Here is a 15,318-nt window from a genome sequence, read left to right on the forward strand (position 1 = left end):
ATTTTAAATAAATTTTTAAAAAGAAGTGCTCAACTCACCACGTAAATCAGTCGTTAATAACTCCTTCACTACTTTATAACTCAGATCTTGGCTCAATAAATAGTGTAATTTAGCAATCACTGCTTCAGTTGTCATATCAATGCCACCGATCACCCCTGCTTCACTTAACGCATGCCCTGTGGCATAACCATCCATATTCACACTACCTTTTAAACACTGGCTACAGTTAACAATTAAAATGCCACGATCACTGGCTTCTTTTAATGTATTCAATAACTCAGGATCTTGCTGGGCATTACCCACACCATAAGTTAAAAGTACTAATGCCTGTAATGGGCTTTTTAATAAATTATCCAATACCTGCCAATCTAATCCAGGAAATAGATGCAGTATGGCTATCGACTGTTTTTCGATTTGGCCAATGGTGAGACGAGTATTAACTGTACGCTGCTTCTTTCCTGCGATATTTTTAATATCAATACCGGCTTCCAACAACACAGGGTAGTTTGGTGAAACAAAAGCACTAAAACCATCTGCATGTTGTTTAGTGGTTCTGTTACCTCGGAATAGTTGGTTATTAAAGAATAAACACACTTCATTAATCGGATGATGAGCCGCAATATATAAAGAGTTCAACAAGTTAGCACGCGCATCAGAACGAAGCTGGGAAAGCGGAATTTGAGATCCGGTAATAATGACTGGTTTACTTAAACTTTCAAAAATAAACGATAACGCCGACGCAGTATAAGACATGGTGTCAGTGCCATGCAATATAATGAAACCATCAAAGTCATGGTATCTTTGCTGAATGTCGTTGGCTAATATTTGCCATGCTTGTGGAGAGATATCAGCAGAGTCAATCAATGGCTCATATTCATGAATTTCAAAATCTGGCATATCTTCATGAAAAAACTCCGGCATATTTTTAATCGTTTCAGATAAATAACCTGCAACAGGAATATAGCCATTTTTCGAAGGTTTCATACCGATTGTGCCGCCAGTGTAAGCGATATAAATACGTTTTTTTCAGCCATTATATTCTCAGTAAAATAATTAATAATAGGTTTTAAGGGAATTGTTAGAATAATATTGCCCTATTCGCGTATAGTAACAAATCCATCGCTGTTGTATAAAAAATTAAATCGGATCATTTTTACAATCAAAGAGTTCACTATGCGGATCCATGCAGTTCACACATTATATGATTATCGTTTAAGTCAAAGTACCCGTCCTTTCCTAGCGAGAGGAGGCAGTATTAACCGTTGTAAGCACTGTATGCTATTACCCTACCTGTGCTTATGTGAGATTAAACAAACCGTCAGTAGTCAAAGTGCATTTTTATTATTGATGTATGATGATGAAATTTTGAAACCCAGTAATACTGGTCGACTGATTGCCGATCTTATTGACGATACTTACGCTTATATTTGGTCTCGTACTAAACCTCAAGCAGAGATGTTAGATCTATTAAGGGATCCAAAGTGGATGCCGATTGTTGTTTTTCCTTCGGAGTATGCTGAGGTAAATCGACAGATAATCGAGCAAGCAACACTTCCAGAGTTAATACAAAATAAACGTCCTCTATTTATCTTATTAGATGGAACGTGGGCACAAGCAAAAAAAATGTTTCGTAAAAGTCCTTATTTAAACAACTTTCCAGTGTTATCTTTTTCACCAGAAAAATTATCAGAATACCTTGTGCGAAAAGCAACAAAAGACAACCAACTAGCCACTGCTGAAGTAGCGAGTTTAGTCTTATCCAGCTTAAAAGAGTTTGAAAATGCTGACATCATGCACCTTCTGTTTAATACCTTTAAAGAAAACTATTTACTCGGCAAAGGTCGACATCCTTTACCTGAAAATAGTCAGCAGGCGCTATTGTCTTTAGCCTTAAATAAATAAACATAGCAACCAGTTTATTTAGCTAGTTCAAACACTTAGCTTTGGTACTGTATTGGTTAAGTATGGCTAAGCTTAATCTGTTTTATTTCTTCATTCACTTTATCTTTGAAAGGACAATATGCATTACTTACACGAATTTTTAATGTTAACGCTCATTCATTTTCTCGCCGTCATCAGCCCTGGACCTGATTTCGCCATTGTACTTAGGCAAAGCATTAGCTTTGGACGAAAGACCGCGATTATTACCAGCTTAGGAATAGGTGCAGGTATTGCAATTCATGTTATATATACTGTATTGGGTATAGGTTTATTGATCTCACAATCCTCTTATTTAATGCTATCGGCAAAAGTCCTAGGGGCTGCCTATCTGACCTACTTAGGTATTAACTTACTGAGTAGTAAAGCCACCACAAACCAAGCGAATCCGCTCGACACAAACAATAATAAAAAAGATCAACAGAAAGCATTTAGCATTGGTTTCATGACCAATGTCTTTAACCCTAAAGCCACCTTATTTTTTCTAGCGATCTTCACTACCATCGTCAGTCCAAACACCCCCATCGCAATCCAATCAATTTATGGTATATGGATTGTGCTAACAACAGCCGCGTGGTTTAGCCTCGTCTCTTTTTTATTCTCCAAAGAGAGCGTCCGCCAACGTTTTGTAAAACAAGGCTATTGGTTTGAACGTGTCATGGGTGGAATATTATTAATCTTTGCAGGGGAACTCTTCTTCAGCTTAATATAAGAAATAATTCAAGTTGTGCAGTAAGGAGATCATAAACAAGCCCCTTGCTGCACAATTATTTAAACAATCCCCCCTAAGGAACAGGCTGGCCTTTAGAGGCCACTAAGATGCGATACCACTGTTCGGTATTCATTTTTAATGCTAAAGCGCCAACGGTTTCTTTCACCCTTTCTATTTGACCAGTCCCCAGTAAAGCAACTGCTTTTGAAGGATGCTTTAATACCCAAGCAAAAATAACTTGAGTCATTGAAATCGCGCCAATTTCTTCAGCTATTTGCTCCAAACAAGCACGTAGGCGCGCATTTTGTAAATCTGAATGCTGGAAAATATTACCACCAGCTAGACATGACCATGCCATCGGACGAATACGGTATTGCTGTAATTGATCCAGTACACCATCTTCAAGTGCAGATAGATTGATAGGATTAATTTCTACTTGATTAGTAATCAAAGGTTGGTTTAAACGTGATTGTAATAAATCAAATTGTGAAGGTGTAAAATTAGACACTCCAAAATGAGCTACTTTTCCAGATTTTTTTAATTCAGAAAATGCCTCTTCAACTTGGTCAGCATCCATCAAATAATCAGGTCGATGTACTAGTAATGCGTCAAGTTGTTCAACCCCTAAACGCTTTAATGAATTCTCAGCTGAGCGAATAATGGCCGACTTGCTACTATCGTAATGGGAAACTCGCTTTTCATTTATAGATGCTTCGATACCATTAATGCCAAATTTAGACACAATTTGAATCTGCTCTTTTACTTGTGGATCGAGCGCTAACGCCTCCCCAAATAACACCTCACTATCACCATAAATAGCCGCATTATCAACAGTTGTGATACCTAGTTCAATATGTTGTTTTAAGAAGGTTAAGCGTTGCTGAGCAGACATATTCCAGCTCCCTAAACGCCAGTAACCTTGTACTAATTTAGAAAAAGCGGGTCCCTGTGGCGCCATAATGACCTTTTCAACTTGCTCTAACATATTACTTCCTCAAATTATTTGTTCTAATAACAATAAGTAGGTACTGATACCCCCCACTTTCAAAGGTCCTTCCATCTCTTCGTTCATTTTTCTAAAGACACTAACCTATTGTACCCATGGCAAACTCCACAAATAACTACTAGTGGGTATTAATGTGCGTTTAATATCAAATTTATAATAATAATATCTATGTGTTAGATCCATTAAATAAGTGATCTAAATTTTGTGTAGGAAAAGTAGCTTAATTCAAGGCGTAATTTAAACCTCTCGATAATTAACTTCGTTAATAGTCTGGCGAAGAATTAACTAAAAAATGTTAATGCTTGAATAGTTGTTCTATTGGCAAAAATGACAACGAAGGAGTCAGTTCTTTTAACAAGTAAAATAGATCAGTTACTTAGTGTGATTGGTATTATTCAAAAAACAGTTACTAACCTAGATAGTCACTCTATAAGTGATTCACTTTTATAAGGATCACCCATAAAAAAACTGCTTACCTGTTTGCACAAGTAAGCAGTTTTATTGTTTATTAAATAGTTAGTATTTATTTTGTTTAGAACAAAAAGAACACTTTATTTAATAAAAACTAAATTAGAATGTTACAGCCATACCAACACCGTAACCTAATTCTGAATCGTCAGAATCATCGCCACCAAGTTCACCGTAAACAGTTACATTGCTATTGAATGCGTATGCTGCATTAACAAAATATGTGTTAAGTTTATCGTCATCACCATCAACATCTAGAAGAGAGTAACCACCAGAATAAGTTACTTTATCAACAGTGTATGCAGCAGCTAAACCAAATGCAGTACTGTCTTCAGCAGAAGTATAACCGTCAAGGCTACTAACAGATGCAGCAAGCTCTAAATCATCCATCGAGTAACGAGCTTCTAAAAGAACAGAAGTAGCGCTCTGATCAGCATCATCAGCTTTACCTAAGTAAGCTGTTAAGTCTAATGCATCAATACGCACACCTAAACGAGCATCAATAGACTCTACATCATCAGAAGCTGCATTTTCATTTAATAAGTAAGAAACACCAAAGTAATAGTTACCGTTATCAACTACATATTTAACTACTTGCTTACCATCTGTTGCAACACCAGCGTAACCACTGTTGATACCAAATGCATAATCGTTAGCAATACCGATATCATCTGCGATAGTGTATTGTTGACCAATAGTTACTGTACCAAACTGTGTAAAGCTTAAACCAACAAACGCTTCATCAAGATCGATGTTGTTTGTAGATCCAGTTTCATCTTCACCCGTTACAGAGATTTTAGCAATCGCAGATAAACTATCACTAAGTACATAACCAGCTTGAACGCCGAAGTCAGCATCATCAAGGTGAATCATTTTTGCTGAGTTGTCTTCAGTAGCTTTGTTAGCTTGAATTTCAACATCACCAAAAAGATCTAGTGTTACGCCATCAGCTTCATAAACTGTTGCACTGTGTGCTGCTGTTGCTGCGAATAGAGAAGTCAGCATTGTTGCTAAGATTGTTTTTTTCATTTTCCATCACCTTGTGGCTATTAATTTTAATTGAGTCCTTTGAATACTTAAGTCATGTAATGTTAACAACGCATTACAACTCTTTAAGCGCAAAATAAAATTACCACACAATTCTCAAGGCTGAAATAGCAAACACACTTATATGACGAGACGTCACAAATTATTTGACAAAAAAGAACCTTAATGTGACATACATCTCATTAATTAATCAAACCAAAATGCTAAATAAGTGTTAAATCCATCATTTTTCCATTTTTTCACAAAAAACATGATGAAATATTGAACTTTTTTTGTATCAGCAATAACCATAAAAAATAACAGTGAATAACATCTCTCTTTTGAATTAAAGATCAAGATCACATTCTTATTTGTTTCCCTCATTTATAACAAAATACAAAATAGACCAAGATATAATTGACAACTTCCGAAGCAAAGTAAAACAAGCTGGGTAAAGCGGAGCCATAAGGCAAATGCGACTAATTCGCTTAGCGTCTAAGTTCAAAACCTATTTCGTAATTTACGGTCAGTATGGCTAGACAACTAAAATATATAGCCAAAACTAATAATACGTTTGGCTAGTAATACCAGTTGTATTAAATAAGTGATCTACATTTTGCGCAGGAAAAATGGCTTGGTTCAAAACGTAATTTAAACCTCTCGACGATTAACTAAAAAATGTTAATTCTTAAATAGTTTTTTCTATTTGCGAAAATTACAACGAGGGAGTCAGTTATTTTAACAAGTAAAATAGATCAGTTATTTAGTGTGATTGGTATAATAGACGACTTTCTTTTTAAGCCATCTAAAAAGCAAAGGCACATAAGTATAGCTTGATTATAAAGGGATAGATAAAGGTAGGACCTCATCCCACCTCTATTTTACAAGACATATATCAAGCAATTAAAAACCGTAACGTACACCTAAAGCAACATCGACACCAAATTCAAAGTCGTTGTTATCATTATGTCTATCTTTAAATGCCAGGTCAGGAGCAACTTGTCCATAAACGTCCCAGCTTTTTGCAAAAGGGATTGAAGCACCTAACGGCACACGGACAGCATAGGAATTATCGTGGTCATTATCATCCCAATTAATAGCCCCACCAACACCTACATACCAATTAATAGGAATATCAGAGTTGAAAGCGCCTTGCTTAAAAAGGTAATCAGCTGATACTCCATCGTTACCTATAAAGGCATTAATTTTATTATTGAATTGAGCGGTAACACCAAAACCTTGGTCAAAGGCCACACCCGCTTTAATACTTGATGCAGATGAGTTTGTTTGTGGAGCGGCTAATACAGACGCAGATAAAGTCGCTAATAACAGGGAGCCCGCTAACGTTTTAGTTGTTTTACTCATTTTTTACCTTAATTTTTATTGTGTCGAATAATTAGACATTAATTTTTTACAAAACAGCGTTGCTAATTAATGGAAAGTAAAGATGCAAATTATTAAGACTTAACGTTTAATTAATAAAGCATCTACTCAGGTTGGTTATGACCCTCTTTAGCAAAAAGAGTTCATTGAAGGACGAGGCGAGATTACAACATTAAGCATTAGTGACAATGTATGAACTCAATCATCCTGAGACAGAGTCGTCTCCGCTCACTCTACTTTATTAACATTTACAAACAACGGTTTCGGTTTATCGGCGGAGCCACTTTCTCTATTTTAAACTTACCGTTTCGGACTGCAGATGAAACGCAGAGCTTAGCCCGCTTATATAACTATGCTACTGAATAAATCACTCCATCCCCCATACCAGCTAATCCAAACATCCTATTTAGTTTTACTAAAATTATTTCATGGCTTCAAAAAACTCAACTGTGAAGATGTAGTAACCACATTGAGTGATGCACTACTAGCTACTTCCGAGTCTAGAAATGCAATATAACTAATTAATACTTTTAATTGTTTATTATGCATTGCATGTAACTATCAGATAATATTTACAACATAAAAATAATTAATTGAGAAAATCTATGGCAGAAATTATCAGTGCAGAAGAAACATTTGAAAGATATCCAATAATTCAACGTAAACCTTATGCAGATTATTTAACAACTTTTTTAACTCCTAAAGGGCCTGAAGGCTACGTACTTAATCTAAATTCGGAGTGGGGAGCAGGTAAAACTACCTTTTTAAAATGTTGGTACAATCAATTAAAACACAATCATCCTGTCATTTATTTTGACGCTTGGAAGTCTGATTTTAGCCATGACCCAATGACTGCTCTCATCGATTGCTTTCATTCTCAACTTGCTAACCCTATATCTGACAACAATGCACTAATTAAAAATTTCTTTGAAAAAGGAACTCATTTTGTAAAGAAATCTATCCCCTCATTAGCTGTTGGGTATCTAAAACATAAGACAGGTATCCCTGACGATGAATCTCTAATTGAAGATGTCTCTTCAACTTTTGGCATAGATATAGCTGAGAAAGAATGTGGAGATGCACTTAAAGATGTATTAAAAACAGTTTTAGAACAACGTCAAAAAATGAATGGCATTAAAGATTTCAAAATTGCCTTAGAAGCTATAGCAGAAGCCTTTATTGACGTCAGAAAATCCGGTGGTCATCCCAAAAAATACCCTGTTTATATTTTAATTGATGAACTAGACCGGTGTAGACCGAATTATTCAATAGAAGTAATAGAAAGCGTTAAACATTTTTTTAATACTAAAAACTTCGTATTTGTGATTGCAACAGATTCAGAACAACTACAACATTCAATAAAGGCGGTTTATGGTAATGGATTTGATGCTAATCTTTATTTAAGTCGATTCTTTGACCTCTCTGTAACTTTACCTTCTCCTGCATTGAAAGAGTATATACGAGTTAATTTATCTGAATTGGATTACCCCAACTTTCCAATTCAAGACAATATACTGAATCATGAATATGTTGTATCCCTAATTGAAATGGTTTTGATTTACCATGGAATATCATCTCTTAGAGAAGTAAAAAAATACTTTTAGCTCTCGATTCATATAAAATTACTACAACTAAAAGAATGAGTATTTTAAGTCTATTAATCTTAATAATATTAAAGAAATTACATCCTGAGTTATATTTAAGATTAAGAGAGGAGGGAACTAACCCATATCGATCTAAAAACAGCATAAATAATAATGATGCATCGAATGGTGTATCGAAAAAACAATCGGTGCAACCTTTAAAAATAACTAAGAATTCTTATCAATTTGAATATTTTCTAAACGATTGTATAGCTGAATATAAAAATCCTAGCTCCAACATCCAACCTTTTGTCAATACAACTCAGTTAGAAAGTTTAGACTCACATAACATAGACTCATTATATAAAAGCTTAAACGCTAATATTGTATTCAATCCAAATACAGCTTGTGCAACTTCTTCGGATTATATTTCACTGGTTGAATTGTCATTTATATCTGATTAACGTTTATTTACTTAATAACATGAAAATCAATACGGCTACGACATCCCTCCCGTTGAGTTTTTCTGAATTAATCACTGACTTCAGCAAGTTAAGGCATGGAGGCCGTTGCTAGCTCAGTTCGAGACATGGATGTCGAGTCTGAGCGGTGCGTTAAGAAGGCTGTTATTCATTCAGATTAAAAAACGAATTGGGAGCCAGTCTTTTTGCCTACTTTATTCTTCTGGTAAGAAAAAGTAGGTCGCCGACATGGCGAAACACCAAGTAATGAAATATCAAACAGACAGGACGAGCGTAGACGAGTTATGACTTAACGAAGTAACTTTAAATTAAGCCTCTAAAAATAAGGCAGGATGAATCCTGCGCCCCAAAAAACGTTACTCAATATGGCTATGACATCCCTCCCGTTGAGTTTTTCTGAATTAATCACTGACTTCAGCAAGTTAAGGCATGGGGGCCGTTACTAGCTCAGTTCGAGACATGGATGTCGAGTCTGAGCGCTGCGTTAAGAAGGCTGTTATTCATTCAGATTAAAAAACGAATTGGGAGCCAGTCTTTTTGCCTACTTTATACTTCTGGTAGGAAAAAGTAGGTCGCCGACATGGCGAAACACCAAGCAATGAAATATCAAACAGACAGGATGAGCGCAGACGAGTTATTACTTAACGAAGTAACTTTAAATTAAGCCTCTAAAAATAAGGCTGGATGAATTCTGCGCCCCAAAAAACGATACTCAACGTGGCTACGACGACACCACTGTTGAACTTTCCCAAGCTATTAACGCATTTTAGTAAAACCAAACAGGATGTTTGGGTTAGTTGAGGCTAGTGCATGGATGCACGTACGAAACGGTACGTTTAAAATGCATTAATAGCTTGGATTAGAAAGTTATTCAGTGTCAGTCTTTTTGCTTACTTTTTCTTCTGACCAAGAAAAAGTAAAGTCGCCGACATGGCGAAAACACTGTAAATAATGCTCTAGATGATCCGACGAGCGTAGACGAGTTATGACCTAAAACAGTGGTCGGTGATAGAGGATTCGAACCTAAAAACCGCCCTCTAGTCCAACTCCTTATGAAACCATGGAGATGCGCTACCAAATTGCGTTAATCACCGAGTATGAAAAATCAGAGGTTCAGAAACGAAAAATCCGCTTAACTCTATGAGCTAAGCGGATTATTCAAATGTGGTCGGTGATAGAGGATTCGAACCTAAAACCACCCTTTGGTCCAACTCTCTATTAAAATCATGAAGATGCGCTACCAAGCTGCGCTAATCACCGAGTATTTTATCAAACACCTAAAATGCAAAAAGCCCGTAACATCATAAATGCTACAGGCTTCAGAAATGCAAAAGGCCGTAACATTTTGCAATGTTACGGCCTTTCTATATGTGGTCGGTGATAGAGGATTCGAACCTCTGACCCTCTGGTCCCAAACCAGATGCGCTACCAAGCTGCGCTAATCACCGAGTATCTAGTTTTACATCAAGAAAAGATGGGGCGAATGACGGGGTTTGAACCCGCGACAACCGGAATCACAATCCGGGGCTCTACCAACTGAGCTACATCCGCCACTAACAATCTAAAGACTTTCTTTACTTCCGAGCTTTCTTTCAAACTATTGCTCTCGAAGTAATGGCGCACCCGACAGGAGTCGAACCTGTGGCCTTTGCCTCCGGAGGGCAACGCTCTATCCAGCTGAGCTACGGATGCTCACGTCTTTAGCGTGGCGCGGATAATACTGAACCCTGCAAAAGCTGTCTAGTCTTTTTTATAGTTTTTTTAATAAAATAGGTTTACTTGCTCAATAGATGTACAATCTGCTTAAAAAACAAAAAAATCAGCCTTTTCTTCATTAATTCAAAGCTTTTATCTATTTTCAGATATACTTTCACTAATTGCCTTACAAAGAGTTTCATATATGACATTAGACCCAAATTTAGATCGCGAATCACAAACTTACGAACATCCCGTACCAAGCCGTGAATTCATTTTACAATTTATCGAAAAACATGGAAAACCAATCACTCGTGATGCTTTGTTTAAAGCATTCTCATTATCAAGTGATGAAGAAGCGGAAGGATTACGTCGCCGCTTAAAAGCAATGGAACGTGATGGCCAATTAGTTTGGTGCCGAAACGCGACCTACGGGTTACCTGACAAGTTAGATCTATCCACTGGTGTTGTTATTGGCCATAAAGATGGTTTTGGTTTCTTAAAAACAGCAGATGATGGCAAAGACCTATTTTTACCTAATCATCAAATGCGTTTTTTATTCCACGGTGACACTATTCTCGCACAGCCCGTAAAAGTAGATTCACGTGGCCGAACTGAAGCACGCTTTGTGCGTTTATTAGAAGCACGTAAAGAAACCATCGTTGGTCGCTATTTTGTTGAAGATGGAATGGGCTCAGTGGTGCCTGATGATTCTCGCATTAATCAAGAGATATTAATTAGCAAAGAAAATAACGGCGGAGCGCGACACGGACAAATCGTGGTGGTTGAAATAGTACAGCGTCCTAAAGCACGTTTTTTAGCAACAGGTAAAATAACAGAAGTACTGGGCCAAGATATGGAACCAGGAATGGAAGTGGAAATTGCTTTACGTACTCACGACATTCCACATGAATGGCCAGCAGGGTTAGATAAAGAGATTGAGCATTACGGTGAGTTTGTACCCGAAGAGGCTAAAAAAGGACGCGTTGATCTTCGTGACTTACCATTAGTGACTATTGACGGTGAAGATGCACGTGATTTCGATGACGCTGTTTTTTGTCAAAAAGAGCCGAATGGCGGCTGGCGTTTATGGGTAGCTATTGCGGATGTAAGTTATTATGTGCGTAAAGACACGATATTAGATAAAGAAGCAGTAAATCGTGGTAACTCTGTTTACTTCCCTGACCAAGTCATTCCAATGTTACCGGAAGTACTGTCTAACGGTTTATGTTCGCTCAATCCAAAAGTAGACCGCCTATGTATGGTCAGTGAAATGGTTATCTCTAAAGATGGCCATTTAACGGATTATAAATTCTATGAAGCAGTTATGAATTCACATGCGCGCTTTACCTATACTAAAGTGGCTTCTATTTTAGAAGGTGATCAGCCATTACGTGAGCAATACAAACCATTAGTGCCACACTTAGAAGAACTTGAGAACCTTTATAAAGCCTTCAAAAAAGCGCGTCACATTCGTGGTGGTATGGAGTTTGAAACATTAGAAGTCCGCTTCTTATTTAACGAAGCACGTAAAATCGATTCAATTGTGCCGTTAGTCCGTAACGATGCACATAAAATCATCGAAGAATGTATGATCCAAGCGAACGTTGCTTCAGCGCGTTTCATTGGCTCTGCCGATGCTGCCGCTTTATTCCGTGTTCATGAAACACCAAGTGAAGAAAAGCTAGCTAACTTCCGTTCATTCTTAGGAGAGTTAGGCTTAACCTTACAAGGTGGCGAAAAGCCTTCACCACGTGACTATGCAGATTTAGCGGAAAGCTTCGCAGAACGTGATGATAAAGAACTACTGCAAACCATGCTATTACGCTCAATGAAACAAGCAGTTTACCAAGGTGATAACTTAGGACACTTTGGTTTAGCATTAGAAGAGTACGCACATTTCACCTCGCCTATTCGTCGTTACCCTGATCTTATTTTACACCGAGCAATTAAATACCTAGTTGCACACCAAGAAAATAATCAGTTAAAAGCAAAATGGACGGAAACCGGTGGTTATAACTATCAATATGATGAAGTTAGCCAACTTGGTGAGCATTGTTCAATGACCGAGCGTCGCGCTGACGATGCAACACGTGATGTAGCCGATGCCTTAAAATGTGAATATATGCAGGATCATATTGGCGACACAATGATCGGTACTATTGCGGCAGTAACTAACTTTGGTTTCTTTGTTCGCTTAAATGACATTCATATTGACGGCTTAGTACATGTCACTGGATTAATTTCTGATTATTACCAATTTGATGCAGGTAAACAAACCTTAACTGGTGAGCGCACCGGTCGAGTTTATCGCATTGGTGATGTATTAGAGGTTAAAGTACTATCGGTTAACCTAGATGATAAAAAGATTGATTTTGAACTCGCTGATGAAGCATTAGCGGGTCAACGCACGCGTGGCCGTAAACCTTCACCAAGAAAATCATCTGACCGCCCTATTGATAAAAGAGCACGTAGTAAAGCAACGCGTTCAACTGGCGAAAAAGCAGCACCCAAGTCCGAACGTGAAAAGCTGCAAGAAGGCTCTATAGAAACGAAGAAGCCGGCAGCTAAAAAAGCAACGCCGAAAAAGAAACGCCCGGTGAAACAAGGTGTAAAAACACCCCATCATCTAAAAAGAAAAAGACGACTAGCACCAAAAAAAGCCGACCTGGTCGCGCAGAACGTGCACGTAATAAAGCTAAAAAATCTGATTAGGGTGTAATAAAGCCTAATCAGAGATTAAACATATTAAATATTAGAGAATAAAAATGAGTAAAAATGAAATTATTTACGGTATGCATGCCGTTGATGCCCTATTAGAAAAGCAACCTGAACGTGTTATTGAGATTTACGCGTTAAAAGGACGTGATGACGAACGTTTAAATGATGTACTGAATAAAGCTAAAGATTGGGGTGTATCAGTTCAATTTATGCAACGTAAAGCATTAGATGAGAAATCAGATGGAGAGCAGCATCAAGGTATCATGGCACGAGTAAAAGCAATGAAAGTGCTTACCGATAATGATTTAGAGCCTATTTTAGCTAACTTAGATATGCCACCGTTTCTATTAATTCTAGATGGTGTCACTGACCCACATAACTTAGGTGCTTGTTTACGAAGTGCAGAAGCCGCTGGTGTGCATGCAGTGATCATCCCTAAAGATAACTCAGCAAGCTTAACGCCTGTTGTACGTAAAGTGGCTTGTGGTGCAGCGGAATCAATTCCATTGATACATGTTACCAACTTAGCCCGTGCAATGCGTAACTTACAAGATAAAGGTATTTGGATTTACGGCACAGCAGGTGAAGCAGAACAAAGCCTTTACGATTGTAAACTAGAAAGTGGTATGGCTTTAGCGATGGGTGCTGAAGGTAAAGGTTTACGCCGCTTAACACGCGAGCATTGCGATGAATTAATCAAACTACCAATGGCAGGTGCCGTTTCAAGTTTGAACGTATCAGTAGCCACAGGCATCTGCTTATTTGAAGTAGTACGCCAACGCCGCTAATCATTGGTATTAAAATAAATAAAAAAGGCCTAGTCATAACAATATGACTAGGCCTTTTTTATGGCGGTTAAGCGTCTGTTATTTAGAATGCATACTGTAAATTAAAACCAGTGGATAATTCGTCATTCTCAGTATCATCAGGTACATTTTGATTATACTTATAGTTAATATCAAAAATTAAATATAACTCCTGATAGATTCTATTTTGTATTTTAAATTCACTTTCATACACACTGTTTTTATGGCCTAACTCAAAGGTTCCTTCTAACGTCACTTGTAAGTTTTCAGTGACAATCCTTTCATAGTTTAATTTAGTTCGAACAATGAATTCATTATACGAGACTTCATCTTCACCGTCGTTAGGCTCAGCCACTTTATAACCAGGGCCAAACTCTGTGTTAAATTTATGGTTGTTTTCGTTAAAGAAAACATGACCATGCCCTACAGTAAAGGTGTCCTCTTTTTCATAAGATGCAGATTGGCTACGCTGAATATCACTACGTAAAAATAAAGAATTTACCAGGTCTAAACTGTAGTTACCTTGAAGCTGCCAACGCCAGTCATTATCTGTATCCTCATCTTCTTCATCTTCAAATTCAAATTGAATATCATTATTGATGTTGTAATTATCGGTCACGTTATAATCTAAAATTAAGCGGCCATCAGCACTTTTAGTGACATCAATATCTTGGTCATAATTAAAGCCAAACTCCACTGCCCCACTAAAACGTTTTTCCTCTTCGTTTACTGGCTCATTACCATCAACAACATCAGTTTTGATATTATTGGTTTGCACTGCGACATCAATAAACTCAGCATCTGAAATAGCCTCCTTACCACTGCTATCTTTTTTAGTTTTTAACAAATCCGGTTGTTGATCAATGGATGATTTAATGTTGTCGATCGGCGAACTCGTAATGCTCGCTTTCTGTAATAACTGCTTTTGCAGTGTTTCATTTAAGCGCTGTTCTCGCTTTAAACTTTCAGCAAGATAAGACTCTTGTATGTTGACTTGGTTATCTAACGTAGACACCTGATCAAACAGGCGTTCATTTTCTGATTGTAAGTAATTTAATTTACTCTGTTGTGTTTGCTGGGCGGCTAATGCTTGTTGGTTTTTTAATTTTTCAGCTTCGAGTTGTGCTTTTAGCGCATCGATCTGCTTTTTAGCCTGAGCTTGTGTTGCAGTCACTAACAGCGACTCAGATTCCTCTTTAGGGATGGGTGTTTGTTGTAGAACCACCACTTCGGGGTCAACCACAGTTTCTTGTTCTTTTACCTCTTCTTTTTTATTAGGCTCCGCGTCTTCTCCTTGAAACGAGTCCATGAAAAACCATGCATTGGCGCTCACTGCCACTAAGCTAGCTATCAGAATGTAAACGGGTAGAGAATTCAATTAAATCGACTCTTTGATAAGTATGTAAATAGTTATTTTAGCTTGCCTAGTAATAGATACAAACCAATTCGAAAAGTTCAGTCATAAAGTTTAAAATATATTCGCTTTATTGCTTGCGCA

Annotated in this window: 11 protein-coding genes and 5 tRNA genes; 6 read left to right on the forward strand and 10 right to left on the reverse strand. The window is 37.4% G+C overall.

All coding sequences use genetic code 11. The annotated features are described in order from the left end of the window. Positions 1-15: 15 nt before the first annotated feature. Positions 16-1,017 carry an asparaginase gene (gene ansA, locus ACLKL2_RS08430; RefSeq protein WP_413694288.1) on the reverse strand — a complete coding sequence of 334 codons (1,002 nt, stop codon included), beginning with the start codon at positions 1,015-1,017 and terminating at the stop codon, positions 16-18. Positions 1,018-1,173: 156 nt separating this feature from the next. Between ansA and ACLKL2_RS08435 the strand changes: the two genes are divergently transcribed. Further along, on the forward strand, positions 1,174-1,902 hold the full coding sequence (locus ACLKL2_RS08435) for a tRNA-uridine aminocarboxypropyltransferase (protein WP_413694060.1): 729 nt from the start codon (positions 1,174-1,176) through the stop codon (positions 1,900-1,902). 118 nt (positions 1,903-2,020) lie between these two features. After that, positions 2,021-2,650, forward strand: coding sequence for a LysE family translocator (locus ACLKL2_RS08440; RefSeq protein WP_413694061.1), 630 nt, complete (start codon positions 2,021-2,023; stop codon positions 2,648-2,650). Positions 2,651-2,723: 73 nt separating this feature from the next. Here ACLKL2_RS08440 and ACLKL2_RS08445 read toward each other — a convergent pair whose 3' ends face one another. From ACLKL2_RS08445 to ACLKL2_RS08455, 3 genes are all read right to left on the reverse strand, one after another. Then, on the reverse strand, positions 2,724-3,635 hold the full coding sequence (locus tag ACLKL2_RS08445) for an aldo/keto reductase (RefSeq protein WP_413694062.1): 912 nt from the start codon (positions 3,633-3,635) through the stop codon (positions 2,724-2,726). A gap of 591 nt (positions 3,636-4,226) precedes the next feature. Beyond that, a complete protein-coding gene (locus ACLKL2_RS08450) occupies positions 4,227-5,153 on the reverse strand; it encodes a porin (protein WP_413694063.1) in 927 nt (308 codons plus the stop codon). Positions 5,154-6,053: 900 nt separating this feature from the next. Next, positions 6,054-6,515: an outer membrane beta-barrel protein gene (locus ACLKL2_RS08455; protein WP_413694064.1), complete on the reverse strand. Its 462-nt coding sequence runs from the start codon at positions 6,513-6,515 to the stop codon at positions 6,054-6,056. A 623-nt stretch (positions 6,516-7,138) separates the two neighbouring features. Here ACLKL2_RS08455 and ACLKL2_RS08460 point away from each other — a divergent pair. Then, a complete protein-coding gene (locus tag ACLKL2_RS08460; protein ID WP_413694065.1) occupies positions 7,139-8,137 on the forward strand; it encodes a KAP family P-loop NTPase fold protein in 999 nt (332 codons plus the stop codon). 35 nt (positions 8,138-8,172) lie between these two features. Continuing rightward, on the forward strand, positions 8,173-8,580 hold the full coding sequence (locus tag ACLKL2_RS08465) for a hypothetical protein (protein ID WP_413694066.1): 408 nt from the start codon (positions 8,173-8,175) through the stop codon (positions 8,578-8,580). Between the two features lie 1,017 nt (positions 8,581-9,597). Here ACLKL2_RS08465 and ACLKL2_RS08470 read toward each other — a convergent pair. The 5 genes from ACLKL2_RS08470 to ACLKL2_RS08490 all read right to left on the reverse strand — a co-directional run bounded on the left by ACLKL2_RS08470 (position 9,598) and on the right by ACLKL2_RS08490 (position 10,290). Then, positions 9,598-9,692: transfer RNA gene (locus tag ACLKL2_RS08470), tRNA-OTHER, on the reverse strand. A gap of 71 nt (positions 9,693-9,763) precedes the next feature. After that, positions 9,764-9,858, reverse strand: a tRNA-OTHER gene (locus ACLKL2_RS08475). Positions 9,859-9,969: 111 nt separating this feature from the next. After that, positions 9,970-10,046, reverse strand: a tRNA-Pro gene (locus ACLKL2_RS08480). Positions 10,047-10,073: 27 nt separating this feature from the next. Continuing rightward, a tRNA-His gene (locus ACLKL2_RS08485) sits at positions 10,074-10,149 on the reverse strand. Between the two features lie 64 nt (positions 10,150-10,213). After that, positions 10,214-10,290 (reverse strand) — tRNA-Arg (locus tag ACLKL2_RS08490). 208 nt (positions 10,291-10,498) lie between these two features. Between ACLKL2_RS08490 and rnr the strand changes: the two genes are divergently transcribed. Together rnr and rlmB are read left to right on the forward strand one after the other, a co-directional pair. Continuing rightward, a complete protein-coding gene (gene rnr, locus ACLKL2_RS08495) occupies positions 10,499-13,015 on the forward strand; it encodes a ribonuclease R (RefSeq protein ID WP_413694067.1) in 2,517 nt (838 codons plus the stop codon). Between the two features lie 46 nt (positions 13,016-13,061). After that, positions 13,062-13,802: a 23S rRNA (guanosine(2251)-2'-O)-methyltransferase RlmB gene (gene rlmB, locus ACLKL2_RS08500; RefSeq protein ID WP_413694068.1), complete on the forward strand. Its 741-nt coding sequence runs from the start codon at positions 13,062-13,064 to the stop codon at positions 13,800-13,802. Positions 13,803-13,884: 82 nt separating this feature from the next. Here rlmB and ACLKL2_RS08505 read toward each other — a convergent pair whose 3' ends face one another. Next, positions 13,885-15,129, reverse strand: coding sequence for a DUF481 domain-containing protein (locus ACLKL2_RS08505; RefSeq protein WP_413694069.1), 1,245 nt, complete (start codon positions 15,127-15,129; stop codon positions 13,885-13,887). Between the last annotated feature and the right edge of the window lie 189 nt (positions 15,130-15,318).

It is taken from the genome of Psychromonas sp. KJ10-2, assembly GCF_047323255.1.
GTDB lineage: Bacteria > Pseudomonadota > Gammaproteobacteria > Enterobacterales > Psychromonadaceae > Psychromonas.

What these genes read in the sequence shown, in the direction of transcription:
- rnr (WP_413694067.1), top strand. Translation starts at nt 10,499, where the DNA reads ATGACATTAGACCCAAATTTAGATCGCGAATCACAAACTTACGAACAT.
- ACLKL2_RS08505 (WP_413694069.1), bottom strand. Translation starts at nt 15,129, where the DNA reads ATGGACTCGTTTCAAGGAGAAGACGCGGAGCCTAATAAAAAAGAAGAG.
- ACLKL2_RS08435 (WP_413694060.1), top strand. Translation starts at nt 1,174, where the DNA reads ATGCGGATCCATGCAGTTCACACATTATATGATTATCGTTTAAGTCAA.
- ACLKL2_RS08455 (WP_413694064.1), bottom strand. Translation starts at nt 6,515, where the DNA reads ATGAGTAAAACAACTAAAACGTTAGCGGGCTCCCTGTTATTAGCGACT.
- ACLKL2_RS08440 (WP_413694061.1), top strand. Translation starts at nt 2,021, where the DNA reads ATGCATTACTTACACGAATTTTTAATGTTAACGCTCATTCATTTTCTC.
- ACLKL2_RS08445 (WP_413694062.1), bottom strand. Translation starts at nt 3,635, where the DNA reads ATGTTAGAGCAAGTTGAAAAGGTCATTATGGCGCCACAGGGACCCGCT.
- ACLKL2_RS08450 (WP_413694063.1), bottom strand. Translation starts at nt 5,153, where the DNA reads ATGAAAAAAACAATCTTAGCAACAATGCTGACTTCTCTATTCGCAGCA.
- ACLKL2_RS08460 (WP_413694065.1), top strand. Translation starts at nt 7,139, where the DNA reads ATGGCAGAAATTATCAGTGCAGAAGAAACATTTGAAAGATATCCAATA.
- ACLKL2_RS08465 (WP_413694066.1), top strand. Translation starts at nt 8,173, where the DNA reads ATGAGTATTTTAAGTCTATTAATCTTAATAATATTAAAGAAATTACAT.
- rlmB (WP_413694068.1), top strand. Translation starts at nt 13,062, where the DNA reads ATGAGTAAAAATGAAATTATTTACGGTATGCATGCCGTTGATGCCCTA.